General features: G+C 41.6%; 22 protein-coding genes, 5 tRNA genes and 1 other RNA gene. 17 read left to right on the forward strand and 11 right to left on the reverse strand.

Translation table 11 applies throughout. The features are described from left to right. Nucleotides 1-108 precede the first annotated feature (108 nt). Complete coding sequence (locus B1202_RS14630; RefSeq protein ID WP_078191342.1) at nucleotides 109-594, reverse strand: hypothetical protein; 486 nt, start codon at nucleotides 592-594, stop codon at nucleotides 109-111. A 309-nt stretch (nucleotides 595-903) separates the two neighbouring features. Here B1202_RS14630 and carA point away from each other — a divergent pair, with 309 nt between their 5' ends. The 5 genes from carA to B1202_RS14655 all read left to right on the forward strand — a co-directional run bounded on the left by carA (nucleotide 904) and on the right by B1202_RS14655 (nucleotide 7,634). Continuing rightward, nucleotides 904-2,046, forward strand: a complete 1,143-nt coding sequence (carA, locus tag B1202_RS14635; protein WP_078191343.1) for a glutamine-hydrolyzing carbamoyl-phosphate synthase small subunit — start codon at nucleotides 904-906, stop codon at nucleotides 2,044-2,046. Nucleotides 2,047-2,059: 13 nt separating this feature from the next. Further along, nucleotides 2,060-5,290, forward strand: coding sequence for a carbamoyl-phosphate synthase large subunit (gene carB, locus B1202_RS14640; RefSeq protein WP_078191344.1), 3,231 nt, complete (start codon nucleotides 2,060-2,062; stop codon nucleotides 5,288-5,290). 107 nt (nucleotides 5,291-5,397) lie between these two features. Then, the gene (gene greA, locus B1202_RS14645; protein ID WP_078191345.1) at nucleotides 5,398-5,874 is read left to right on the forward strand and encodes a transcription elongation factor GreA; all 477 of its coding nucleotides are present in this window, start codon (nucleotides 5,398-5,400) and stop codon (nucleotides 5,872-5,874) included. A 192-nt stretch (nucleotides 5,875-6,066) separates the two neighbouring features. After that, nucleotides 6,067-6,939, forward strand: coding sequence for a class I SAM-dependent methyltransferase (locus B1202_RS14650; protein WP_078191346.1), 873 nt, complete (start codon nucleotides 6,067-6,069; stop codon nucleotides 6,937-6,939). Nucleotides 6,940-7,013: 74 nt separating this feature from the next. Then, nucleotides 7,014-7,634: a CatB-related O-acetyltransferase gene (locus B1202_RS14655; protein ID WP_078191347.1), complete on the forward strand. Its 621-nt coding sequence runs from the start codon at nucleotides 7,014-7,016 to the stop codon at nucleotides 7,632-7,634. Here the strand turns inward: B1202_RS14655 and B1202_RS16645 are convergent. Further along, a complete protein-coding gene (locus B1202_RS16645) occupies nucleotides 7,623-8,429 on the reverse strand; it encodes a hypothetical protein (protein WP_228145175.1) in 807 nt (268 codons plus the stop codon). The genes B1202_RS14655 and B1202_RS16645 overlap by 12 nt on opposite strands. Nucleotides 8,430-8,586: 157 nt before the next feature. Here B1202_RS16645 and B1202_RS14665 point away from each other — a divergent pair, with 157 nt between their 5' ends. Further along, nucleotides 8,587-9,165 (forward strand): hypothetical protein, encoded by a 579-nt coding sequence (locus B1202_RS14665; RefSeq protein WP_078191348.1) that lies wholly within the window; start codon nucleotides 8,587-8,589, stop codon nucleotides 9,163-9,165. Between the two features lie 80 nt (nucleotides 9,166-9,245). Here the strand turns inward: B1202_RS14665 and B1202_RS14670 are convergent. The 4 genes from B1202_RS14670 to coaD all read right to left on the reverse strand — a co-directional run bounded on the left by B1202_RS14670 (nucleotide 9,246) and on the right by coaD (nucleotide 10,558). Continuing rightward, nucleotides 9,246-9,322: transfer RNA gene (locus tag B1202_RS14670), tRNA-Met, on the reverse strand. A 73-nt stretch (nucleotides 9,323-9,395) separates the two neighbouring features. Then, an RNA gene (gene rnpB / locus B1202_RS14675) (RNase P RNA component class A) lies at nucleotides 9,396-9,775 on the reverse strand. Nucleotides 9,776-9,801: 26 nt separating this feature from the next. Continuing rightward, nucleotides 9,802-10,065, reverse strand: coding sequence for a YfhL family 4Fe-4S dicluster ferredoxin (locus B1202_RS14680; protein WP_078191349.1), 264 nt, complete (start codon nucleotides 10,063-10,065; stop codon nucleotides 9,802-9,804). A gap of 1 nt (nucleotide 10,066) precedes the next feature. Next, nucleotides 10,067-10,558 carry a pantetheine-phosphate adenylyltransferase gene (gene coaD, locus B1202_RS14685; protein WP_078191350.1) on the reverse strand — a complete coding sequence of 164 codons (492 nt, stop codon included), beginning with the start codon at nucleotides 10,556-10,558 and terminating at the stop codon, nucleotides 10,067-10,069. A gap of 137 nt (nucleotides 10,559-10,695) precedes the next feature. On the opposite strand from coaD, the gene smpB reads away from it, so the two are divergent. Beyond that, entirely contained in the window at nucleotides 10,696-11,169 is a 474-nt protein-coding gene (smpB, locus tag B1202_RS14690) for an SsrA-binding protein SmpB (protein WP_078191351.1), read from the forward strand. Between the two features lie 54 nt (nucleotides 11,170-11,223). On the opposite strand, the gene B1202_RS14695 is transcribed toward smpB, so the two are convergent. From B1202_RS14695 to rluD, 4 genes are all read right to left on the reverse strand, one after another. Then, nucleotides 11,224-12,573, reverse strand: coding sequence for a hypothetical protein (locus B1202_RS14695; protein WP_078191352.1), 1,350 nt, complete (start codon nucleotides 12,571-12,573; stop codon nucleotides 11,224-11,226). A gap of 229 nt (nucleotides 12,574-12,802) precedes the next feature. Further along, entirely contained in the window at nucleotides 12,803-13,354 is a 552-nt protein-coding gene (locus tag B1202_RS14700; RefSeq protein WP_078191353.1) for a flavodoxin family protein, read from the reverse strand. A gap of 40 nt (nucleotides 13,355-13,394) precedes the next feature. Next, on the reverse strand, nucleotides 13,395-14,135 hold the full coding sequence (gene pgeF, locus B1202_RS14705) for a peptidoglycan editing factor PgeF (RefSeq protein ID WP_078191354.1): 741 nt from the start codon (nucleotides 14,133-14,135) through the stop codon (nucleotides 13,395-13,397). Nucleotides 14,136-14,179: 44 nt separating this feature from the next. Further along, a complete protein-coding gene (gene rluD / locus B1202_RS14710) occupies nucleotides 14,180-15,232 on the reverse strand; it encodes a 23S rRNA pseudouridine(1911/1915/1917) synthase RluD (RefSeq protein ID WP_078191355.1) in 1,053 nt (350 codons plus the stop codon). A gap of 71 nt (nucleotides 15,233-15,303) precedes the next feature. On the opposite strand from rluD, the gene B1202_RS14715 reads away from it, so the two are divergent. After that, on the forward strand, nucleotides 15,304-16,296 hold the full coding sequence (locus B1202_RS14715; RefSeq protein ID WP_078191356.1) for an outer membrane protein assembly factor BamD: 993 nt from the start codon (nucleotides 15,304-15,306) through the stop codon (nucleotides 16,294-16,296). Nucleotides 16,297-16,507: 211 nt separating this feature from the next. Further along, a complete protein-coding gene (locus B1202_RS14720) occupies nucleotides 16,508-18,448 on the forward strand; it encodes a DNA primase (protein ID WP_078191357.1) in 1,941 nt (646 codons plus the stop codon). A 55-nt stretch (nucleotides 18,449-18,503) separates the two neighbouring features. Here B1202_RS14720 and hemA read toward each other — a convergent pair whose 3' ends face one another. Then, nucleotides 18,504-19,787 carry a glutamyl-tRNA reductase gene (gene hemA / locus B1202_RS14725; protein ID WP_078191358.1) on the reverse strand — a complete coding sequence of 428 codons (1,284 nt, stop codon included), beginning with the start codon at nucleotides 19,785-19,787 and terminating at the stop codon, nucleotides 18,504-18,506. Between the two features lie 78 nt (nucleotides 19,788-19,865). Here hemA and B1202_RS14730 point away from each other — a divergent pair, with 78 nt between their 5' ends. The 8 genes from B1202_RS14730 (at nucleotide 19,866) to B1202_RS14765 (ending at nucleotide 24,485) form a co-directional block, all read left to right on the forward strand. After that, a complete protein-coding gene (locus B1202_RS14730; protein ID WP_078191444.1) occupies nucleotides 19,866-21,578 on the forward strand; it encodes a hypothetical protein in 1,713 nt (570 codons plus the stop codon). Between the two features lie 9 nt (nucleotides 21,579-21,587). Then, a complete protein-coding gene (gene lolB, locus B1202_RS14735) occupies nucleotides 21,588-22,166 on the forward strand; it encodes a lipoprotein insertase outer membrane protein LolB (protein WP_078191359.1) in 579 nt (192 codons plus the stop codon). A gap of 28 nt (nucleotides 22,167-22,194) precedes the next feature. Further along, nucleotides 22,195-23,034 (forward strand): 4-(cytidine 5'-diphospho)-2-C-methyl-D-erythritol kinase, encoded by an 840-nt coding sequence (ispE, locus tag B1202_RS14740; RefSeq protein ID WP_078191445.1) that lies wholly within the window; start codon nucleotides 22,195-22,197, stop codon nucleotides 23,032-23,034. Between the two features lie 3 nt (nucleotides 23,035-23,037). Continuing rightward, nucleotides 23,038-23,112 (forward strand) — tRNA-Gln (locus tag B1202_RS14745). 38 nt (nucleotides 23,113-23,150) lie between these two features. Further along, nucleotides 23,151-23,225, forward strand: a tRNA-Gln gene (locus tag B1202_RS14750). A 28-nt stretch (nucleotides 23,226-23,253) separates the two neighbouring features. Beyond that, nucleotides 23,254-23,328, forward strand: a tRNA-Gln gene (locus B1202_RS14755). A gap of 91 nt (nucleotides 23,329-23,419) precedes the next feature. Further along, nucleotides 23,420-23,494, forward strand: a tRNA-Gln gene (locus B1202_RS14760). 37 nt (nucleotides 23,495-23,531) lie between these two features. Then, nucleotides 23,532-24,485 (forward strand): ribose-phosphate pyrophosphokinase, encoded by a 954-nt coding sequence (locus B1202_RS14765; protein ID WP_078191360.1) that lies wholly within the window; start codon nucleotides 23,532-23,534, stop codon nucleotides 24,483-24,485. Nucleotides 24,486-24,500: the final 15 nt, after the last annotated feature.

Here is a 24,500-nt window from a genome sequence, read left to right on the forward strand (position 1 = left end):
CTTATGCATATATAGCGTTAACTTGAAGTTTAATTCGCTCTCACCCAATCCAACTCCCTGGAATGACTAGACTTAGCTTAAGCGTTTTAAAATTCATGTCATTCACAATTAACTTTTAAGATCTGTGGTTTGATCCGTAACTTCAGCTTTCACTGGTGAAACTTTTTTCCACGCTTCTAAAGTATGTTCCTTAGAACGCTTAAATGTTTCTGTTAAATGATCTTTGTGTTTTCCTGAAATTTGGGTCACATCTTCTTTCAGCTCTTTTCCAAGTTTTGAAAGATCATCAATAACCGTATTAAACTCAGTTTTCACAAACTCTTTGAGTTCAGTGAAATCTTTTTGCGATGAACCAAACTGAACTTTTAACTGATCAAGTTTATTCAATACATCTTGCTTCAACTGACGCAATTGATCTTGCACACTGGCATTCAACTGCTTTGCCTCTGCTCCGATCTTTTCTTTGCTTTCAGTGACCGCTTCTGTGGCTTGAACACTCGCCTCTTTTGCAACTTGTTCAAGCTTTTCAGCACCTTCGATAACGACTTCTTTCAGGGAGGATTTAGTCGCTGTTTGTTTTTGTTGTGTTGCCATGACTTTGTACCTATAGTTTTTGCTGACCAACCCACATTAGCGCTTTTTGATAAATTTTAATTTATGATTTGTCTGACAATAATTAATTGCTTACATTTTTCTACGATTTTGCAAAAACAAACTTTATTCTAAAATGCAAGCGCTTTATCTGCTTTATTCCTGATATTTGCGATGGACTTTCAGTGGCTTTCTGCGTATAATGCCGTGTTAAGTTCAAGCGAGCAGATGTAAGGAGGGTAGGTTTTTAAGCAGCCTTCCTTTTTTTTCGTCTTCTCGCTTTTTTACAGCCTAAATTTCAGGAGCTTTGGTTTGAGCACCCCAGCAATTTTAGCCCTTGCCGATGGTACTATTTTTAAAGGTACTTCAATTGGCGCATCGGGTAGTACGACTGGTGAAGTCGTTTTCAACACTGCCATGACTGGCTATCAAGAAATTTTGACTGACCCAAGTTATGCACAACAACTTGTGACCCTAACTTACCCACATATCGGTAACACAGGTTGTAATGATGAAGACGCTGAGTCAGGTCGAATTCATAAAGTATGGGCCAACGGATTGATCATTCGTGACCTACCTTTATTGCATAGCAACTTCCGTGCTGAGCAATCACTAAGTGATTACCTTAAACAACACAATGTTGTTGCTATCGCAGATATTGATACTCGTAAATTAACGCGTATTCTGCGATCAAAAGGTGCGCAAAACGGTTGTATCCTTGCTGGTGAAAACGCGACTGCAGAAGAAGCGTTAGCTAAAGCACGTGCTTTTGGTGGTCTTAATGGTTTAGACCTTGCAAAAGAATGCTGTGATCCTGCCGGTTTCGAATGGACTGAAGGCTCTTGGGCGCTTGGTAAAGGTTTCGCTCAACCAGAACTTAAATTCCATGTTGTAGCATACGACTACGGTGTCAAAACCAACATCTTACGTATGCTCGCAGACCGCGGTTGTAAATTGACTGTTGTGCCTGCGCAAACTCCTGCTGCTGATGTACTTGCTCTTAATCCAGATGGCGTGTTCTTGTCGAACGGCCCCGGCGATCCAGCAGCATGTGATTATGCAATTGAAGCTGTAAAAACAATTGTAGAAGACGCACGCAATGTACCTGTATTCGGTATTTGCTTAGGTCACCAAATTCTTGCACTTGCAAGCGGTGCTAAGACTGTGAAAATGCCTCACGGTCACCACGGTGCCAACCATCCTGTACAGAACATTGAAACTGGTACAGTGATGATTACTTCGCAAAACCACGGCTTCGCAGTGGATGCAGAAACTCTTCCTGCAAACCTTAAAGCTACGCACAAATCACTGTTCGACCAAACTCTTCAAGGGATTCATCGTACAGACAAACCTGCGTTCAGTTTCCAAGGTCACCCTGAAGCAAGCCCTGGTCCACATGACTGCGCACCATTGTTCGATCATTTCATCGAACTTATCGAAGCATCTAAGAAGTAATTAAGGAAGCATCATGGCTAAACGTACAGACATTAAAAGCATCTTAATTATTGGTGCTGGTCCGATTGTCATCGGTCAGGCATGTGAGTTTGACTACTCAGGTGCTCAAGCGTGTAAAGCGCTTCGTGAAGAAGGTTACCGAGTTATTCTTGTAAACTCTAACCCAGCGACCATTATGACTGACCCTGCGATGGCAGACGCAACTTACATCGAGCCGATTACTTGGCAAACTGTAGCTGCAATCATTGAGAAAGAACGCCCAGACGCAGTTCTTCCTACAATGGGTGGTCAAACAGCATTGAACTGTGCCCTTGCACTCGATGCCAACGGTATTTTAGAAAAATACAATGTTGAATTGATTGGCGCGACAAAAGAAGCAATCGAAAAAGCGGAAGACCGTAAACTTTTCGATATCGCAATGCGTAAAATCGGTTTGGAATGCCCTCGCGCTGACGTTGCAGAAAGCATGGAACACGCACTTGAAATTCAAGCACGTTTCGGCTTCCCTGTGATTATCCGTCCATCATTCACTATGGGTGGTTCAGGCGGCGGTATCGCATACAACCGTGAAGAATTCATTGAAATCTGTGAACGCGGTTTCGATCTTTCTCCAACGAAACAATTATTGATCGATGAATCTTTAATTGGTTGGAAAGAGTACGAAATGGAAGTTGTTCGTGACAAAAACGACAACTGTATCATTGTATGTACCATTGAAAACTTTGATCCAATGGGCGTGCACACAGGTGACTCAATCACTGTTGCTCCTGCGCAAACATTGACAGACAAAGAATTCCAACTTTTACGTAATGCATCTTTAGCTGTACTTCGTGAAATTGGTGTAGAAACTGGCGGTTCGAACGTTCAGTTCGGTATCAACCCGAAAGACGGCCGTATGGTTGTAATCGAGATGAACCCGCGTGTTTCTCGTTCATCTGCTCTTGCGTCTAAAGCAACTGGTTTCCCAATTGCAAAAATTGCTGCGAAACTGGCTGTTGGTTATACCCTTGATGAATTGAAAAATGACATCACTGGCGGTACAACCCCTGCATCTTTCGAACCTGCGATCGACTATGTTGTAACGAAAATTCCTCGTTTCAACTTCGAGAAATTCCCGCAAGCTGACGCAACTTTGACGACTCAGATGAAATCTGTAGGTGAAGTGATGGCGATTGGCCGTAACTTCCAAGAGTCTGTGTCTAAAGCGCTTCGCGGTCTTGAAGTGGGCGCATGCGGTTTTGACGAAAAAATCGCTGTGAGCACTGAAGGCGCACGCGAGAAAATTCTTGTTGAATTGAAAGTTCCTGGTCCAGAGCGTATTTGGTACGTAGGCGATGCATTCCGTCACGGTTTCACTCTTGATGAAGTATTTGAAGCAACCAAAATTGACCGTTGGTTCTTGATTCAAATCGAAGACATCATCAAAACTGAAAACCAAATCAAAACTTTAGGTTTTGGTGATTTGAATGCAGATAACATCCGTTCATTCAAACGCAAAGGTTTATCAGATCTTCGCATTGCGGACTTGATGGGCATTTCACAAAAACAATTCCGTAAACACCGTTGGAACTTGGGTGTAACTCCGGTGTACAAACGTGTGGATACATGTGCTGCAGAATTCGAATCTGACACAGCTTACATGTACTCAACTTACGATGAAGAATGTGAAGCGAACCCATCGAACCGTGACAAAATCATGGTTATCGGTGGTGGTCCTAACCGTATTGGTCAAGGTATCGAGTTCGATTACTGCTGTGTACACGCTGCCCTTGCAATGCGTGAAGACGGTTACGAAACCATTATGGTGAACTGTAACCCTGAAACGGTTTCTACAGATTACGACACATCAGATCGTTTGTACTTCGAACCAATCACTTTGGAAGATGTACTTGAAATCGTGCGTATCGAGAAGCCTAAAGGCATTATCGTTCAGTACGGCGGTCAAACTCCGCTTAAATTGGCTCGTGCTTTGGAAGAAGCTGGTGCACCAATCATCGGTACATCACCAGACGCAATTGACCGTGCAGAAGACCGTGAACGTTTCCAACAAATGATTCAACGTCTGCAACTTCGCCAACCAAACAACAGCATTGTAAAATCTGCTGAAGAAGGTATGGCAGAAGCTGCTAAAGTTGGCTACCCACTTGTAGTACGTCCTTCGTATGTACTTGGTGGTCGTGCGATGGAAATCGTATACAACGATGACGAATTGAAACGCTACCTACGTGATGCAGTTCAAGCATCGAATGAAGCGCCAGTTCTGCTTGACCACTTCCTAGACGATGCAATCGAAGTTGACGTGGACTGCGTATCTGACGGTAAAGACGTTGTGATCGGCGGTATCATGCAGCACATCGAACAAGCGGGTATTCACTCAGGTGACTCAGCATGTTCTATTCCACCTTACTCTTTATCTAAAGAAGTACAGGACGAAATGCGCCGTCAAACGATTGCAATGGCGAAAGAGCTTGGCGTAATCGGTTTGATGAACGTACAGTTTGCGGTTAAAGGTACTGACGTATACATCTTAGAAGTGAACCCACGTGCATCACGTACGGTTCCATTCGTATCTAAATGTATCGGCGAATCTTTAGCGAAAGTGGCTGCGCGTTGTATGGCAGGTCAATCTCTAGAATCTCAAGGATTCACGACTGAGATTATTCCTGAACACTTCTCTGTAAAAGAAGCGGTGTTCCCATTCAACAAATTCCCTGGTGTTGATCCAATTCTTGGCCCTGAGATGAAATCTACAGGCGAAGTGATGGGTGTAGGTAAAACATTTGGTGAAGCGTTCTATAAAGCTGTGTTAGGCTCTAATGATCGTTTACCAGGCCTACCAACGGAAGGCGAAGTAAAACATGCATTCTTATCTGTTCGTCATTCTGACAAGCCTCGTGCTGTTGGTATTGCGAAACAGTTGACAGATCTTGGCTTCAAAGTCATCGCTACTGGCGGTACTTATGATGTGATTAAAGATGCTGGTATTGAATGTGAACGTGTGAACAAAGTAACTGAAGGCCGTCCTAATATCGTAGACCGCTTGAAAAATGGCGAAGTTCACCTCATTATCAATACAACTGAAGGCAAACAGGCTCAAGAAGATTCATTCTCGATCCGCCGCTCTGCATTACAAGGTAAAGTGTATTACACAACTACCCTTAACGGTGCTGATGCAGTATGCCAAGCTTTAGCAATCAAATTGCCAATGGATGTATACCGCTTACAAGACCTTACTAAAGGTTAATTAAGTTACCGAGAAGTCCCGCCACCTCTCGGTGGCGGGCTTTTTTTCATTTCTAGGTCAGTAAAAATTTTACTGATTTTTTCTTTTTACAAACATGAGGGACAACAATGCAACGTTATCCTATGACTCCCGAAGGCAAAATTGCCCTAGAGAAAGAATTACAGCAACTTAAAAGTGTTGATCGTCCACGTATTACTGCAGCAATTGCTGAAGCGCGTGAACATGGGGATTTGAAAGAAAACGCAGAATACCACGCTGCTCGCGAGCAACAAGGTTTCTGTGAAGGCCGTATCCAAGATATCGAAGGTAAATTGGGTGCTTGCCAAGTGATTGATGTTAAATCACTTGAGCAAAATGGCCGTGTGGTTTTCGGTGTGACTGTGACCATTGAAAACTTAGATACTGAAGAACAAAAGACTTATAAAATCGTTGGTGATGACGAAGCAGATTTTAAAATCAACAAAATCTCTGTGAACTCTCCAATTGCTCGTGGTCTTTTGGGTAAAAACGAAGGCGACGATGTAAAAATCAACACACCACAAGGTGAAGTTGAGTACGAAGTTTCTAAAGTTGAATATCTTTAATTCATTAAGATAAGCAATTTTAAGCCCCTCTTTTGAGGGGTTTTTTATTATTCTATGTTTTTCGCTTAAGCCAATGCATCCTATCGAGTGACCAAAATGTACGTTCAGCAACAATAGTCGACTGAATACGTCATTGTTCAAATGGCTTATTTCATTAAAGTGTTATCTAAAACAAAAGAGTCATAACACACGATGAAATTTGGACATGCAAGCCGAACAGCACAAGCTGCCGCTGCCATTCGCGCAAATCATTATTTATATGCGAACGAACCTGTTTTTTCCGACCCTTATGCCTTTCATTTCACCAGTCCAATTTGGCGTCGACTGCTTTCAAATCGTGCATGTATAAAAGTGTTAAATAGTAAAATTCCTAACCAAACATTTGGATTACTCACCGCACAGGTGGTAGCACGTTCACGCTACGCCGAAGATCAATTAGAAATGGCAGTAAAACAAGGGATTAAACAATATGTGCTGATTGGTGCAGGCCTAGATTCTTTTGTCCTCCGATTAGCTCAGAAATACTCAGATATTAAAATCTATGAAGTTGATCACCCGGATACTCAGATATTGAAAATACAAAGTCTACAGAAACTCGGGCATGTTCCAGACCATGTTGAGTTTGTTTCGATTGATTTTGAGAAAGAAAATTTAGCGCAGGCCTTAAAACGCAGTTCTTATGATACAAAGCATCCTGCTTTCTTTTCTTGGCTTGGTACAACGCATTATTTAAAACCAGAAACTACTATGAGCACCTTGCAAACCATTGCCGAATTTGCAGCCGCGGGCAGCGAATTAGTTTTAGACTATTCCATTCCCTATCAAGATTTAACTGGTATAGATCGTGTCGGAACATTTGCTGTTTCCAAATTTACCTATTTTTTAAGTGAACCCATTATTGGGACATTTCACAGTGATGAGTTACACCGTGCCGTGACAAAGCTGGGTTATGTGGTATTAGAGGATTTATCTGCACATGAGATTACTCAGCGTTATTTTGCAAATCGTAAAGATGGAATACGACATACTCAAGCCACGCATTTGCTGCATTTAAAACGGGCTTAAGCATTTATCTATAGTCGACATTTATAATGAGTCAGCTAAAATAGTCGCGCGAATCATTATTGCTATTAAACCTTATGTCTGAAAAATTGATTAATTCACCTGTCAATCATTGGTGTGAATTTGAGTTCATCTCTAAAACAGTGAAGAACCCTAATATTCACATCAAAGGTAATTATTCATATTATTCTGCATATTGGGATCAGGGTTTTGAGCGCTGTGTGGTGCGTTATCTACATGATAAACCTGCAACACTAGAGAAGCCGATAGACCAGCTACATATCGGTAATTTTGTCTGTTTTGGCGCAGAATGCGTGATTATGATGGGTGGTAACCAACTCCACCGCACCGACTGGATTTCGGCATTTCCGTTTGATACACGGAGTTTTGTCCCTGCGGGTGACACAATCATTGGTGATGGCTGCTGGATCGGCTCACGTGCCATGATTATGCAAGGTGTTACACTCGGTGAAGGTGCTGTGGTGGCTACTGGTGCTGTGGTAACTAAAGATGTGCCACCTTATGCTGTTGTCGGCGGCGTGCCTGCTAAAATTATTAAATATCGCTTTCCTGAAGAAGATATCAAAAAACTGCTTTCACTAAAGCTCTATGATTTAGATGAAAAGCAGTTTTTAAAGATGCGGGAGCAGTTTCAGACGGATGATGTTGAACAAATAACAATCACATTAAATAACTAAATTAAGTATCCCTAACCTAGTATTTAAATATATCTGCTGTGTATCACAATCCAATACACTCTCAACTTCACAGGTAATTTGATTTCTGTAACGCTTGCCATATACATTTTGATACGTAACCTCAAATAAGATAGTCAAAGAACTTTCTTGTTCAGTTAGCTCCACGGCACATTGACTATCTATATTAAACTCAATATTTAAATTTTCAGTATGTTTGAAATTTGGTTTATTTTTTCTGAGATATGGATAGGTAGTCGATTTGATCTGTAAGTTTCTAGCTATCTCACCTAAATTTTCAACAACCAATTTCAATTCAATAATTTTTTCTTCATACGTATCAATGATTTTTTCCTCATCGTCAGTAATATAGTCTTCTCTAAAACCTACCCGAACCAATTGAAAACTATAGTCAAGATTTGGCTGTGCCTGAAAATGTTTTTGCTGAAGTTCATCTTCATACACCTTTACTAAACGTGATTGTTGTTCTACAGAAGCCCTCATTTCTTGGACTTGTAATTCCAAAGCTTTAGTCGTTTTCTCTAGCTCTGTAGCTTGCATTTTTAAAGCTTCAGAATTTTGCTCAAGCCCTTTACTTTGTTGATAAAACCCTCTCACTAACCAAAAAAATGCTAATGGAGCAAATGCACCAGCAATAAAATCACCAAACTCATTTAAATCATTCGGTAGAACCCCATTATGAATTTTAAAATAAATAAAAATTAACCACGCAATTGTTATAGCCCATGATACGCAACTACTAGCATTCCCCATAAAGCAGGTTAAATATTTTTTCATTTCGATTCTAATCAAGTTTAATCTTTAATCAGTATACTGATTTTTATAAATTTCTCATTCCTATGAATCAACTACTGTATAAAGCCATAGCCTTTTACCCAAATACAGACTATAAAGAACACATAAAATAAAAAGACCCCACTTTTCAGGATGAATGATGACGAGAACCACTCAATTCTCAGGCATATTTATACTTGCCCTGCTGGCAGCAGTCATCGCAACTTTTTGCGATGCAATTCATGTCTATACTCAGGCGCTTAGTTATCCCAACCCATTATTTTTTCATCAGGCTTGGTGGGTATTCCCAGGCTTTTTTATTGCCTTTGCTTTCATGGCATTTAGCTATATTCAACTTACACAACGACTTAAACACTATGTGATGACTCAGCTCAGTTGCCATCATGACGGCACTGCGCCCCTCGTCGAGAGCCTAATACTATTTGCCATAGTCTATATACTCAGCGGATTTGGTAATTTTCATCCCGAAGTACTTTGTTGGATTTTTTACCTGAGTTTTTTTATTCGCTGGTTATTTAGCTATGAGCGTACATGGCTACTGATATTAGCCATCATGCTTGCCATTGGCGGTATGTTCTTTGAAGGACTATTGGCTGAGTTTGCATTAGTCAAATATCGCCATGAAGATATTTACAATGTGCCGTATTGGCTCGGTGGCATATATATGCATGGCGCATTTGCCTTACGTGCAGGTATGCGTCGTTTTGTCTATCGATGATATTTAAGAAAAAAACTTTAGACTTTAAAATGTAGAGATAAAAAAAAGACCACTCAATCGGAGTGGTCTTTTTTTGAATATGGTGGCTATGACGAGACTTGAACTTGTGACCCCCGCATTATGAGTGCGGTGCTCTAACCAACTGAGCTACATAGCCTTAAACTGTGCGCGCATTATGGAGGGATATTTAAATATCGTCAAGCCCATAATGCGCGTATTTGATCAAAATTTGTTGAAGTGAACCGATAAGCCGGGTTCTGTCGAGGACGATCATTCCTCTAGGCGTACAATCACTCATACGCTCAAGCGACCTACCCGGATCCAGCATGGGCCATGCCTAAAGGATCCCTATTTGGTCTTGCTTCCGGTGGGGTTTACCATGCCGTGAACTGTTACCAGACACGCGGTGCGCTCTTACCGCACCCTTTCACCCTTACCTCCGATTTCGATTGCTCGAAACCATAATGAAGGCGGTCTACTCTCTGCTGCACTTTCCGTCGGCTCACACCGCCCAGGCGTTACCTGGCACCTTGCCCTATGAAGCCCGGACTTTCCTCCCCTGCTTTAGTCACGGAGACCTATACACAGCAGCGATCGTCTGGTTCACTTCGGGGCGCATTCTAACAAATCTGACAACTAATTGCTTGATGTTTTTTGAGCAGTTAGTTTTTCGTACTTTTGTTGAAGCTGTTCCTGAGTTTCAGGATGTGCCGGATCCAATGGAATACAATCCACCGGACAGAACAACTGACATTGCGGTTTATCGTGATGCCCAACGCATTCCGTACACAAATCAGGGTTAATCTCATAAATGAGTTCCCCCATGAAAATCGCCTCATTGGGGCATACAGGTTCACAGACATCGCAGTTGATGCATTCATCAGTGATATATAAAGACACTCTACCAACCTTGCTGTTGTTTACGCTTAAAGGCTTCCACGACAGCTTGTGGTACAAACTGAGTGACATCACCATTTAAACGTGCAATTTCACGCACGAGCGTAGATGAAATAAACGAATATTGCTCTGATGGGGTTAAGAACACCGCTTCAAATTTACTGTCCAATCGGCGATTCATATTTGCCAATTGAAATTCATATTCAAAATCTGAAACTGCACGTAAACCACGTAATACGGCTGTTGCTTTTTGCTCGTTAAAGAAATTGACCAACAGCCCATCAAAACCTACAAACTCAACATTTGACAAATGACTTAAAGACTCTTGCGCTAGTGCAACACGTTCTTCCAGACTAAACACAGGGTTTTTGTGATGTCCAATTGCAATTGCCACGACAACTTCGTCAAACATGCGTGATGCACGTGTCACTAAGTCGATATGACCATTAGTAATTGGATCGAATGTGCCCGGATAAATTACACGAGTTTTAGACATCCAGTTGTACTCTGTTATTTTGTAGATGGGTATTTTAACAAAATCTTGATTTATAGGTGAAGTCAGCTTGTAAATTTAAAAACTTCATCTTATTCAAAGTTCGGGTACAATAGTGCTAAGTTTGGAAGTTTTTGATTATGACGAAAGCAGTAGTTAAAAAAAATAGTAGCAGTACGATTGCCCTTAATAAACGTGCGCGTCACGATTATTTCATTGAAGAAAAATTTGAAGCGGGTCTTTCATTACAAGGCTGGGAAGTCAAATCAATGCGCGCGGGTCGTATGACCATCGTAGAAAGCTATATTACGTTTAAAAATGGCGAAGCATTTTTATTCGGCGCTCAAGTGCAACCTTTACTGAGTGCTTCGACGCATGTGGTGCCTGAAGCGACTCGTACTCGTAAATTATTGCTGAACCGCCGTGAAATTGAAAAACTACAAGGTGCGATTAACCAAAAAGGTTATTCATGTGTGCCTTTGGCATGTTACTGGAAAGGTCCTCATGCCAAACTTGAAATCGCCCTAGTAAAAGGTAAGCAGCTTCACGACAAGCGTGCAACGGAAAAAGATCGTGATTGGCAGCGCGATAAAGCCCGTATTTTTCATAAGTAAGTTGTATAAAAAAACCTCCATTTTGGAGGTTTTTTTGTTTGATTCATTGCAAAGTTAGCAGAATTTCAACCCACCAAAACAGTTGGTCCGAACTTCCTGATTCCCCAAGACCTGATTTTTTAAAGTTAAATTGGCCGCACCGGCATTACTGAGGTTAATTGAACCGACATTTTTATAAATCGGTAAACCAAATGCTGCACCGACAGCAGAACCTAAGGGAATATAAATCGGTTCATTGGTTAAAATTTGCGATACTTTTTGTGCAACTTGTGGCAAGACGCCTGAAATATCCACTTCAGATGTTGGATTTAATTTGCCAATATTGATCGGGTCTTTAAATGACATCCACCAACCTGTACGTGCAATATCATCTGCATTGGCATCTGGCCAACTAATATCTTGAGATTGAAGCGATAAATAACCGGCTGTGCCATTTAATGGAATGTTATGAATCATATTTAAGGCTTGCTCAAAGGTAATGTTCATTTTCAAACCATCAATTGATGAACCCGAATCCATAAAGAACTGCGCCCCTTCTACCCATAACAAATTACGGTCAAGTTTGACCTGCAAACTACCACTATCACGGTTGAGTTGAATCGACGGTACAGTCGCACTGATATTTTTGGCAACGGCTTGAGTTTGTCGTTTTCCGTTAATGGTAATTTCAGGGACGGTGAATGGCACATTCATTGAAGGAATTTTTAAACCCTTACTATTTTCAGGTTGGCTGACAAAGCTACGATCATTGTTCCAAATCGTATTAATCACCAAGTTCCCCGATAAAGTCTCACTGCTGCTATCCCCAAAGATCGCTGCTTGGGTCTTTGCTGTCCCTGTAGTCGGTGCAATTTTCATATAACCGCTCAGTGACTTAATCCCGTCTGTCGGCGCACCCGTGTTTTGAATACCTGTGGTCAATAAACCTGTAATTGATTCAGCACTGACACGGAAGCCTTTAACTTCACGTAAAGCGGCTTGTTTTGGGTTTTTAATGGCAAATTCAATAAACGGATTTTTCAGTTCGGCACTTGTCGACGCTCGATCACCATTAAAGACGGGATTACCATTGGCATCGGTCGATGTTGCATTACCACTTAGCGCAAGATGACGAATATCAATATCACAGCCATTTGACCCATTTACTCCACCACAGCCGAGTTGCAAACTTTTGACATTGACGTTCAGATCCATGACGGCATCTAAACTGAGTTTGTAGAAACCAATATTTTCATCGACCATTTGTTGGTTGACTAAAACAGGATCGGTATAGGACATATTCATCAATGCAGCACCATTGATGGCAGACAATTCTTCATCCGCTAATCCCACCAAGCCTTCTGCTGCAAAAACAACGTCAGAAACACATAAGGTCAATGCCATTGCGACTATTGTTTTTTTCACGATTATTTAATCCTTTTTAATATTCGTCACTCATCCCGAGTGAAATTTATGAGAAGATTAAATCAATAGCATTGGCGTAAATGAATGGCAATTTGTGACACACATCACAACTAGATTATACAAAATGCCAATTTTCACGAATTTTAGGCCAATAAAAACCCCAGCAACATTTCCATCACTAGGGTTTTCAAAGATTTATAAATGATAGTTCAAACGATTTATTTACAAATTAATTAAATTTATTTAACAACAGCCCCAGATATTCTCCGAACCAAATGGCGGTTTCTAAATCGCCCGCAGGTGGCGTGACTTCAACAGGTGCATTATCCGATTGTGTCATTAAACCTAAAAAGCTCGACATCCGATTTAAATCTGTTGTGCTGCGTCCAGTTGGCATCAATGGAAGACCGCTCCACAACATACCGTGCTGCATGGCGAATAAATTGATTTGCTGTAATACCGCCAATTTATCTCCACTTAAGCCGCCACCATTAGTAAAACCTGCGGCTAACTTGCCTTGCCATGTCCGTGCTAACCAGCGTTTAGATGATTGCTCCATAAACAATTTCATTGCCGCACTCATACTGCCCATATAGGTTGGGCATCCAAAAACGATGGCATCAGCGCTGTCCAAAACATCCCAATCCACATGTTCTACATTCATGAGATGGACTTTTACACCGGCTTTTTCTGCACCTTGTACAATGAAATTCGCCACTTTGGCAGTGTGTCCATAGGGACTGTGGTAAACAACAGCAAGAGATTTAGCAGTCAAAGACATAACATTTAAAAGTCGATAGATTCAGTCAAGTTTAGCATTTTCAAAGCATAAAGACGAATGTTGCCATACGTCCTGTTTTCGCTTCGCGGCGATAAGAAAAATATTCTTCAGCTTGCAAAAAGGTACATTGGTCGCCACCTGTTACAGCTTTAACCCCATGTAATGCAAGAATATAACGCGCTATCGCATAAAGATCAGCATAATATTTGCCTTCCTTTACACCAGCTTTAAATGCACTTTCAAGTTCTGGGTATTTGGAACAAAAGGCAGCTTTGACTTCTGCGCCAATTTCAAAACTCTCTTGGCAAATAGCTGCCCCCAACCAAGCCCATGTTGGCTGAGTGTGCATAGCTGCAATGGTGTTTTCCACAATACCATTAGCCAGACCCTTCCAACCTGCATGCAGATTGGCAACCTCAGTCCCGTCAGCATTACCCAAAACCACGGGTAAGCAGTCTGCGGTCATCATCATCAGGGCATGGTGTTTAGACTGCGTGACCATGCCATCGCCTTCAGGTGCAACAAAGTTGATCTGTTCATCAATGCGATGGCATAGCGTACTGTGCGTTTGGTTCATCCAACTGATTTTATTCACGCCATATTCAGCAAAGTCGTTCAGCAACTGCATTCGGTGCTTTTGCACACGTGCTGCATCATCGCCTACATGCAATGCTAGATTAAATCCCGCCAGCTCAGGTTGTTCAGCGGGTTGCGTCTGATCATGATGAACTCGAGTTTGTCCTACAAAAACACCCTGTGGAAGTCCCTGAACAAATTGCATGTTGCCGTCCTTTTCTATCTATGGCGTGTAAATCAGTTTAAAACTTAATAGGCTTTGTTTTCGCTACGTAAAACTTCAACCAATTGATTAAAGTCTTCAGGCCATGGTGCTTCAAACATCATGTCTTCACCTGTACGTGGATGAACAAGACCCAATTTAACCGCATGTAAAGCCTGACGTTTAAAGCCACGTAAAGTGTCATCTAATAACATCGACGCGCCTGCAGGCATACGTACACGTGGTACATACACTTGATCGCCCACAAGACCATGACCGATATAAGTGAAATGCACACGAATTTGATGGGTACGACCCGTTTCTAGACGTGCTTGAACGCGGGTAAAGTTTTGGAAACGTTCTTTCACATTATAGTGAGTCACCGCATCTTTACCGCCCGGCAAGACTGCCATTTTAATGCGATCAACAGGATGACGTTTAATTGGTTCATCGACTGTACCGCCGGCAATAATGTTGCCATATACAATCAAATCGTAAATACGGTAAACCGATTTCTTCGCCAATTGCTTACTTAAAGAAAATTGGGATTCGAGGTTTTTCGCAACGACCAACAGACCTGAGGTGTCTTTATCAATACGATGCACCAAACCTGCACGGGTCAACTCTGAAGATTTTGGATAGTGATGCAAAATTGCATTCACCAATGTGCCTGTACTGTTACCAGCGCCCGGATGAACAACCATACCGACAGGTTTATTAATCACCATAATATCGTCATCTTCATAGACAATATTGAGTGGAATATCTTCAGGTAAGCTACGTGTTTGTGCTTCTAACTCGACGTCTAAAGTCAGTAACTCTGTGCCTTCGCATTTGTACTTTGGTTTCACAGTGTTACCATTGACCAACAAATGGCCCTCTTTGAGCCACTGTTTTAGCTTTTCACGAGAAAAATCAGTCCAAACCAGTGCTGAAACCTGATCAATACGTTGTCCTAAATAGCTTTCATCCAATTGAAATTGCAACGATAAACGTGTTGCAGTTGAGTCTGAAGTATGGTTATCTGCATCCTCAGAATCTTCAAGTAAATTGAAATCAGTTTCAGGGAAATTAGAATTGGAAGATTGTGCTTGACTCATTTGCTCATTCAGACAAAAGTGGTTTAATAGTTCAATTGTAGCTCATTGCCCGTATTAACAGAGGAATTTTTATGTCGCTACCAAAATATAAAATGACAATGCTTGCTCTAACAATAGGCATTGCATCGGCAATGGTAGGCTGTAGCAGTAATCCAAAGAAAGAAGTGGTCGACACAGGTCCACAATCAAGCGAACAGATTTATATCGAAAAAGCACAAAAAGCGCTTGAACGTAACCAATATACAGATGCAGCAAAACACCTTGAAGCTCTAGAGACCTATTACCCTACAGGTAACTATGCGCAGCAAGCACAACTTGAATTATTGTATGTAAAGTTTCAGCAAAAAGACTATGAAGGTGCAATTGCACTTGCAGACCGTTTTATTCGTATGAACCCGCAGCATCCGCAAGTTGATTATGCGTACTATGTGCGTGGTGTTTCAAATATGGAGCAAAATTACAATGGTTTGCTTCGCTATACCTCTTTAAAGCAATCGCATCGTGATGTGAGCTATCTCAAAGTGGCTTATCAAAACTTTGTCGACTTTATTCGTCGCTATCCATCGAGTGAATATGCAGTCGATGCCGCACAACGTATGAAGTTCATCAGTCAAGAATTGGCTGAAAGCGAAATGAATGCGGCGCGTTTTAATGTGAAACGTAAAGCATGGCTAGCTGCTGTTGAACGTTCACTTTGGGTGATCGAACATTATCCTCAAGCACCACAAGTTCCAGAAGCCTTAGCGACTGTAGCCTATGGTTATGACAAACTTGGTGATAAAACCACGTCTCAGCAATACATTGACGTGCTTAAACTGAACTATCCAAAACTTGTGAAGTCAGACGGTACGGTCAATATGCGTGCTGCACGTAGTGAAGGCAGCTTCCTTAACCGTGCAACGTTGGGTATTTTCGGTAAAGAAGCACAAACGATGTCTGAGCAAACCTCTACAGACGCAGTTGAAACTGATGAAGAAAAACGCAGCTTAACCAATCGTTTAAGCTTTGGCTTATTGGATCGCCCTCATAGCGAAAAAACTGAGTCGTCAGAATCAGCTGAATAATATAGTCGCAACGAAGGTCGATTTTTCACAAAGGGCAAGTTAGAATACTTGCCCTTTTATCTTTTCAGGATCTACAGATTCGGTTAGATTAAAAGGTATACAATAGTTCGATGGACAATGCTGTACTGCATCTCCCCTGAACTTACAGCATTGCTGATTTCAACATATTTCACGAACTGCCCAAATTCAATAGATAGACAGATAAAACAGCATGGCCATTCCTCAACATACAATTGATCAAATTTTAGATCGCACCGATATTGTCGATGTGATTGGTCAATTTGTGAAATTGAAAAAGACTGGACGCACCTACTCAGGATGCTGCCCATTCCATCAGGAAAAATCGCCATCTTTCCATGTCTATCGTGATAAACAATATTTTCACTGCTTTGGTTGTCAGGCCAATGGTAATGCCATCCGTTTTTTAATGGATATTGGTAGCCGTAACTTCATTGAAGTAATGAAGGATTTATCAAGCCAAACAGGTATTGAACTACCGAAAGACAATAACGATTCCAATAAACTCAAATATAAGCGCGAATCTAAACCCAAACCTGTACAAAAACCTGCAATCGAAGCAAAAGCTCTGCCGCCCAAAACAGGCGAAACACACACCGCTCCTGCTGCAGTAAATTTCGAACACGACCCATTTGCTGAGTTTCAAAATAACGAAGACGCCTTTTATGGGAACGATCCGTTTGCTCACTTTGACCAAGTTGCAAATGCTTTTGAAGATGTGCCGCAAGATGGAAATTTATATGACTTGCTGGAAAATGTCGCACAGTTTTATGAGCAACAACTTCCGCTCAGTCCAATTGGGCAAGCTTATTTTAAACAACGGGGTCTCAGTGCAGACACCATCGCCTATTGGCGCTTAGGCTATGCCCCTGAAGATTGGCAACATCTAGAAAAAGCCTTTCCACAAGATATCGAAGGACTCAAACTCCTCGGTTTGATTCGAACCAGTGACAGTGGTCGTGACTTTGACCTTCTGCGCGAGCGGGTGATTTTCCCTATTCGAGATGCGAAAGGTCGTGTGGTCGGTTTTGGTGGTCGTGCCTTAAATGATGAAATCAAACCGAAATACATCAACTCCCCTGACTCCGAAGTTTTCCATAAAAACCAGTTACTTTATGGTTTATATGAAGGCCGTAAACAAAAAGCCAATGACTGGATGATGGTGGAAGGTTACATGGATGTGATTGCCCTACAGCAGTATGGCGTAACTGGTGCAGTTGCAACCTTAGGAACCGCGAGTAATTCAGAACATTTAAATATTTTATATAATCAAAATGACAAGAAAAACAACCGAATTACTTTAGCTTTTGATGGTGATGCCGCAGGTCAAAAAGCAGCTCGTCGTACGCTTGAAATTGCCCTTCCATTACTGAATGATGGACGTGAACTTAAATTCTTTGTTTTGCCGAATGACCACGACCCAGATTCATTGATCCGTCGTGAAGGTATCGAAAATTTTCGACGGTTACTGGACACATCACCGCTACTTTCTGAGTTTGTTTTTGCACATTTAACGCAAAATCATAATGTTGCTTCGCCTGAAGGTAAAAGTCAGGTGATGGGTGAACTGAGACAACTGACTGAACTGTTACCGAAAGGTGGTTCATATCGTTATTTGCTACAACAATATTTCCGTGAAAAATTAGGGTTTAGCCGAAAGTGGCAGCCTCAAGTCAATAATGATGCGTCTCTGAGCTTTAGTACAAAAATTGATGCTGAAGAATATGTGATTGCGATTTTAATCAATCATCCTTATCTCTACATTCACTTTGAACCTTTACGCGCCTTAGTTTCGCAAGATCTCTTGCTTTATCACGTTTTAAATATTTTCAATGTGATTTTTGATGAATTGCCTGATGACCCAGAGTTATCGACCTATTATGTACTCGGTGCTTGCGCAGCACATCATCATGAATTACAACATATTTTAGAGCATGCCAATATCAGTGACTATACGTCATCACCTGAACAAGCAGATAAACTCGCAGCAGATTTATCGACAAAATTGCAATATCAATTCTTACAACTCAAGATCAAGTCGAATAAGTTTTCTAGCCTTGCAGAAATGCGTAATTTAAAACAACGTATTTATGATATTGATAAAAAAAGATCGCTCACACTCCTTGAAGATTAAGTTTTAACTTCAAGTTCAAGCTGTGAACGACATACTATTCAATGAATCAGCTTATTTATTTCTTTGGTTTACGGCGATTTTCAGCCACGTTAACTAAATCTTGTTCTATCATTTCAAAATAAGCAGGGTCTTCCGCCATCGCTGCATTGCGCAGCACGATAGAGGTTGGATGCAACAGCTTTTGGGTTAAACGATGTGACATTTCTTGCATAATCTTCGCAGCATCTTCGCCCTTTTGTAGACGATTCAGGGCTAAAGCCAGTTCTTCTTGACGCAATGACTCACCATGTTCACGGTATGCATGAATCGTCGAGCCAGCCAAATTCACTTTTTGCTGTGTGATTAAATCTGTCGCAAGCTGATTGACCATCACTTCAGCTTCAACTGCCGCCTGACGACGCTGAGCCAAATTTTCTTCAATGACAGTTTGCAGGTCATCTACACCATATAAGTAAACGCCATCTAGACTTTCAACTTTGGCTTCAATATCTCGTGGTACAGCCAAATCAACCAATAGCATTTGTTTATAACGACGTTTTTTCAGTGCTGCTTTGACATCCGCAAAATAAATCACTTGATGCAAGCTTCCAGTACAACTTGAAATTACATCTGCACGATGTAAATTGTCAGCCAAATCTGCAAAATCAATAATTTCAACTTCTACACGATGAGCAATCTCTTGCGATAAAGCTTCGGCACGGGCACGTGTACGGTTACAGATAATAATTCTGCCCACACCCATTTCAGCCAAATGCTTCGCAACCAAGCTATTCATTTCACCTGCAGCAACAATCATCACCGTTAATTTTTCAGGCTGACTAAAAACCTGTAAAGCGAGCTGAGCAACGGCATAGCCCATCGACACCGCATGACTTCCGACTGCTGTTTCAGAACGCACTCGTTTTGCCGCATAAAAGGCATATTCAAAAATACGGTTTAAATTTGGGGAAACGGTTTCAGCATCTTTGGCTAAGGACAAAGCCGTTTTGACCTGACCTAAAATTTGAGGCTCACCAAGCATGAGCGAATCTAAGCCGCTGGCCACACGCATGAGGTGTGTCACCGCCTGTGCATTTTCATAACGATACACATGATTTGACAATTGCTTTACATCGATACCATTTGATTGGGCGAGCCAATTCAATACCATGTCTGCATTTTCAGACATCGCATAGACTTCGGTACGATTACATGTAGACACCACCACCATGTCATTGAGTTCAGGCGTATGGCTTTGCTGTTCAAGCAGTGCAGTTAACTTTTCAGGGTTAAATGCAATCTGTTCACGCAGCTCTACAGAGGCGGTTTGATGGTTGACACCCAATGCAAAGAAAGACATATCAGATCATCATTTCGCTAAATTTATGCTATTGTGCAACATCGGTGTCATAAAAAGCATTACTTGGATCAAGAAAAATTGCGTCTAACAAATAGCCGACTGAACGGCCAGACAATAAAGCAGTATTCTACCACATTCTTACTTGTCGGTAGCATGGCTTCTACTGCCCCAATTCGGGCCGTGGGAGAAGTTTACCATGCAAATTCAGGATATGATGCAATTAAACAAAGTATGATTGCGGAATTTGCCTTAGCTTATAACGACATTCCAACCGCGCTTCATAACTACACCGTGCTTGCTATCAAAAGTAAATCCACCATGGTCAAACAACGTGCTTTAAACGTTGCTATTGAGCAAAATGATCTACAAGCAGCCTTAGACATTGCCACACATTGGGTCGTCCAAGAACCTGAAGATGTCCCGGCATTATTTTATTTATCACATATTGCCCTGAAAGCCCATGAATATGAGCTTGCTGCAGAAACACTTGATAAAATTTTAACCATTGACCCGAATGCAGATTTAGAACAAATTTTGGCGGGTATTTCCCCTGAATCAGAGGAAGATCGTGCTTATCTGATTCAAGCATTGACCGCCAGCAAAGAAAAAACCAATCCCTCTATTTTGGTTTTAGTCGCAGGTTTACAAGCTCAAAATGGCGCCTTTGCCGATGCCTTAGACACCATTAATTTAGCACTGAAAAAACGCCCCAAAGTGACTGGCTATATTTTAATGAAAGCCAATTTACTCATGTCGTTGGGTGATGAAGACGAAACCTTAAAATGGTTCGAAAAATCGAGCCGCAAACATCGTAACAATATGGAAGTTCGCTTAGCCGAAGCGAAATATTTAATTAAAATCAATCAGTCAGAATTAGGTCTAAAAAAACTCGAAGATATACTAAAGAAGTGGCCATCTGCTGAAGAACCGCTATTTATGGCAGGTTTGACCAGTATTGACTTAGAACTTTATGAAAAAGCCGAAAAGTATTTGGTGGAGTTGCGCTATTCAAGCAAATACCAAAATGAGGCGTATTACTATCTCGCAGTAAATGCTGAACGTAAACAGCATTATGAAACAGCGAAGGCCTATTATCGCCTTGTAGATGGCAGTCTTTATACGGTTTCACGGCGCAATATGATCAGCATTTTTAGCCAGCAAAATAAGCTGCATGATGCGCTGCGTTTTTTAACCCAAGAGCGGGTTAATTATCCTCAACATGCCAGTTTTTTATATCTTGCTCAGGCAGATATTTTAAAACGCATGAACAATAAAAAAGCAGCAGTTCGTTTGCTTGATGAAGCGGTAAAGAACTTACCTGAAGATCCAGAGCTCATTTATGCCGAAGTTCTATTGCTCGACGCCCATCAAGATAAAGATAGACTCGATCAATTATTGAAACAATTACTTGAAATTGAGCCCAATAGCCCGACTTATTTAAACGCATATGCCTATACCTTGGCGGTACAAAATAGACGCTTAGATGAGGCTCGAAAGTACGTCGAACATGCCTTGGAATATGCTCCTGAGCAAGCCTCAATTTTAGATACGTTCGGTTATATTTGTTATTTGCAAAATGATTTTAGCACGTCTGCATCGGTTTTGGCCAAAGCATATGAACTGAGTAATAGTTTAAAAATTGGCATTCGCTATGCACGATCAGTCTTCATGCAAGGTGATATGAATAAATTTGACGCGTTGTTACAACAACTCCAACAAAAACATCCGAATGATCCGCAATTAGAGCAACTACATTCGTTATTGTTACCCCAACCCCTGAAAAAGAGTTAATACGAATTTATGCAAGTATCTTCAAAATTTGGGGTATCTGCCCTGACCTGCTGCGCTTTATTTTTTACCGGTTGTCAGCAATACGTTAAAACGCCCGCTCAACCGAGCCCTGAAGAAGTCGCTGCAAATCAATTCAACTTACAAGGTAAGATTGGTGTGCGCACGCCACAACAGTCAGGAAGTGCTTTTTTTACTTGGGTTCAAGACCGCAATGAATATGACATCGAACTGAGTGGTATTTTAGGTGTTGGAAAAACTCAAATCAGCGGTAAACCCGGTCAAGTTCAGCTCAATAGTGCAAAAACCGGTTTAATTGAAGCAGAAACACCTGAAGAATTACTGGAACGTGCTACTGGTTGGCAAGCTCCCATTACCCACCTCGTCGACTGGGTACAGGCGCGCCCTGCAACCACACAAGCAAAAATTCAACGCGATACTGCACAGCGCCCACAACAGATTATTGAAGATGGTTGGACGGTTGACCTAAGCTATAACGAGACTGCGACGGTACCGAACAAGTTAATTTTAAAACAAGCACTTGAATCCGGTCAGGAAAACCGTATTACAATGGTGATTCAAAATCGTTAATTTGCCTAAAAGCTGAGCTATGACTTCTGTGATTCGTGTACCTTCTCCTGCAAAACTTAATTTGTTTTTGCACATTACTGGCCAACGTCCTAATGGATATCACGAATTACAGACGATTTTTCAGCTCATCGATTTATCTGATTGGATGGAATTTCACCCACTTGCAAATTCTGCTGATGAAGATTTTATTCAAATTGAGGGCTTAAACAGCGTCAATCTAGAGCAAAATTTAATTTATCGTGCTGCTCAAATACTCAAACCATTTGCTAAAGCACTGACTGCACAAAAAATCCACATTGAAAAAAATATTCCGATGGGTGCAGGGCTCGGTGGTGGTTCATCCAATGCAGCCACCACCCTAATCGTGCTCAATCAACTATGGAAATGTGGCCTAAATACCGAACAACTTGCAGAACTCGGTTTACAACTTGGGGCAGATGTTCCCGTGTTTGTACATGGTCTAAATGCGTGGGCTGAAGGCATCGGTGAACACTTAACATTCATAGATTTAGCTCAAAAACAGTACATTGTGCTGAAACCTGACTGTTTTATCAGCACTCAACTGCTTTTTTCACAAAAAACGTTGACAAGAGACTCAAAGCCCACTAAATTTTGCGGCTATCAGGAAACGCCATCTGATTTTGGAAATAACTTTGAGCCTGTGGCACGAAGCTTATATCCCGAAGTCGATGAAGCAATGCAGTACTTAGATCAGTTCGGTGCAGCAAAGCTTACAGGTACAGGTGCTTGTGTATTTGCTGAAGTAACTGAAAATATGAATATTGATGACATATTGAAAAATGCGCCATGTAAATCTTACTTGGTTCGCAGTTTACAAGAATCACCATTACGTCATTTTGAAGTTTGATATAGGGGCGTCGCCAAGTGGTAAGGCACCGGGTTTTGATCTCGGCATCCGTTGGTTCGAATCCAGCCGCCCCTGCCATCATTTTTCACCTGTAGATGTAATTGCTGTAAAGTATTAGGGGCGTCGCCAAGTGGTAAGGCACCGGGTTTTGATCTCGGCATCCGTTGGTTCGAATCCAGCCGCCCCTGCCATTTACTTTATTCGCTATTTCATCAATTTAGGGGCGTCGCCAAGTGGTAAGGCACCGGGTTTTGATCTCGGCATCCGTTGGTTCGAATCCAGCCGCCCCTGCCATTTACTTCAAAAAAGACAGAGCATAATTTGCAGTATCTTTGTTGTTTCAACTTGACAAAATACCGCAAAAATATTAAAGTTCTGCCGCATTAGGGGCGTCGCCAAGTGGTAAGGCACCGGGTTTTGATCTCGGCATCCGTTGGTTCGAATCCAGCCGCCCCTGCCATCTAATTCCCTAATTTGCCAACCGCCAAGGGTGCTTCATGCCCAATCTTGTCGTTTTTAGTGGATCTGCACATCCACAATTCGCCCAAAAAGTCGTTAGCCACCTTCACATCCCTCTAGGTGCTGCATCTGTAGGTCAATTTTCTGACGGTGAAATCGCTGTCGAAATTACTGAAAATGTTCGTGGTAAAGACGTATTCATCGTACAACCAACTTGTGCCCCAACTAACGATAACCTTATGGAAATCTTAGTTATGGCTGATGCTTTGCGTCGTGCAAGTGCTGGTCGTATCACTGCTGTCATTCCTTACTTTGGTTATGCTCGTCAAGACCGTCGTCCACGTTCAAGCCGTGTGCCAATTACAGCAAAAGTTGTTGCAGATATGCTCACAACTGTTGGTATTGACCGCGTTGTCATGATCGACCTTCATGCTGACCAAATCCAAGGTTTCTTCGATATTCCTGTAGACAACATCTACGGTACTCCTGCGCTTTTAGCAGATCTTCGTCAACAGTCACACGACAACTTAATGGTTGTTTCTCCTGACGTTGGTGGTGTAGTACGTGCGCGTGCTGTTGCTAAGCAAATGGGTGATATCGATCTTGCGATCATCGACAAACGCCGTCAAAAAGCGAATGAATCTCAAGTAATGCACTTGATCGGTGACGTTAAAGGCCGTGACTGTGTCATCGTTGATGATATGGTGGATACAGCAGGTACATTGTGTAAAGCTGCTGACGCACTAAAAACTTTTGGTGCTCGCAAAGTTGTTGCTTACGCAACTCACCCAGTACTTTCTGGTAAAGCTTTAGAAAACTTGAAAAACTCTGTGATTGACGAATTGGTTGTAACAGACACCATTCCGCTTTCAGAAGAAGCTCAAGCTCTTGGTAAGATTCGCCAAGTTTCAGTTGCAAGTATGGTTGCTGAAACTATTCGTCGTATTAACAACGAAGAATCTATTAGCGCAATGTTCGATTCTTATCTATAATATAGCGCTAAATTT

Source organism: Acinetobacter amyesii (assembly GCF_002018365.1).
GTDB classification, from domain to species: Bacteria; Pseudomonadota; Gammaproteobacteria; order Pseudomonadales; family Moraxellaceae; genus Acinetobacter; species Acinetobacter amyesii.

Coding starts and splice junctions, on each gene's coding strand:
- B1202_RS14630 (WP_078191342.1), bottom strand. CDS start 594: ATGGCAACACAACAAAAACAAACAGCGACTAAATCCTCCCTGAAAGAA.
- carB (WP_078191344.1), top strand. CDS start 2,060: ATGGCTAAACGTACAGACATTAAAAGCATCTTAATTATTGGTGCTGGT.
- greA (WP_078191345.1), top strand. CDS start 5,398: ATGCAACGTTATCCTATGACTCCCGAAGGCAAAATTGCCCTAGAGAAA.
- B1202_RS14650 (WP_078191346.1), top strand. CDS start 6,067: ATGAAATTTGGACATGCAAGCCGAACAGCACAAGCTGCCGCTGCCATT.
- B1202_RS14655 (WP_078191347.1), top strand. CDS start 7,014: ATGTCTGAAAAATTGATTAATTCACCTGTCAATCATTGGTGTGAATTT.
- B1202_RS16645 (WP_228145175.1), bottom strand. CDS start 8,429: ATGAAAAAATATTTAACCTGCTTTATGGGGAATGCTAGTAGTTGCGTA.
- B1202_RS14665 (WP_078191348.1), top strand. CDS start 8,587: ATGACGAGAACCACTCAATTCTCAGGCATATTTATACTTGCCCTGCTG.
- coaD (WP_078191350.1), bottom strand. CDS start 10,558: ATGTCTAAAACTCGTGTAATTTATCCGGGCACATTCGATCCAATTACT.
- smpB (WP_078191351.1), top strand. CDS start 10,696: ATGACGAAAGCAGTAGTTAAAAAAAATAGTAGCAGTACGATTGCCCTT.
- B1202_RS14700 (WP_078191353.1), bottom strand. CDS start 13,354: ATGTCTTTGACTGCTAAATCTCTTGCTGTTGTTTACCACAGTCCCTAT.
- pgeF (WP_078191354.1), bottom strand. CDS start 14,135: ATGCAATTTGTTCAGGGACTTCCACAGGGTGTTTTTGTAGGACAAACT.
- rluD (WP_078191355.1), bottom strand. CDS start 15,232: ATGAGTCAAGCACAATCTTCCAATTCTAATTTCCCTGAAACTGATTTC.
- B1202_RS14715 (WP_078191356.1), top strand. CDS start 15,304: ATGTCGCTACCAAAATATAAAATGACAATGCTTGCTCTAACAATAGGC.
- B1202_RS14720 (WP_078191357.1), top strand. CDS start 16,508: ATGGCCATTCCTCAACATACAATTGATCAAATTTTAGATCGCACCGAT.
- hemA (WP_078191358.1), bottom strand. CDS start 19,787: ATGTCTTTCTTTGCATTGGGTGTCAACCATCAAACCGCCTCTGTAGAG.
- lolB (WP_078191359.1), top strand. CDS start 21,588: ATGCAAGTATCTTCAAAATTTGGGGTATCTGCCCTGACCTGCTGCGCT.
- B1202_RS14765 (WP_078191360.1), top strand. CDS start 23,532: ATGCCCAATCTTGTCGTTTTTAGTGGATCTGCACATCCACAATTCGCC.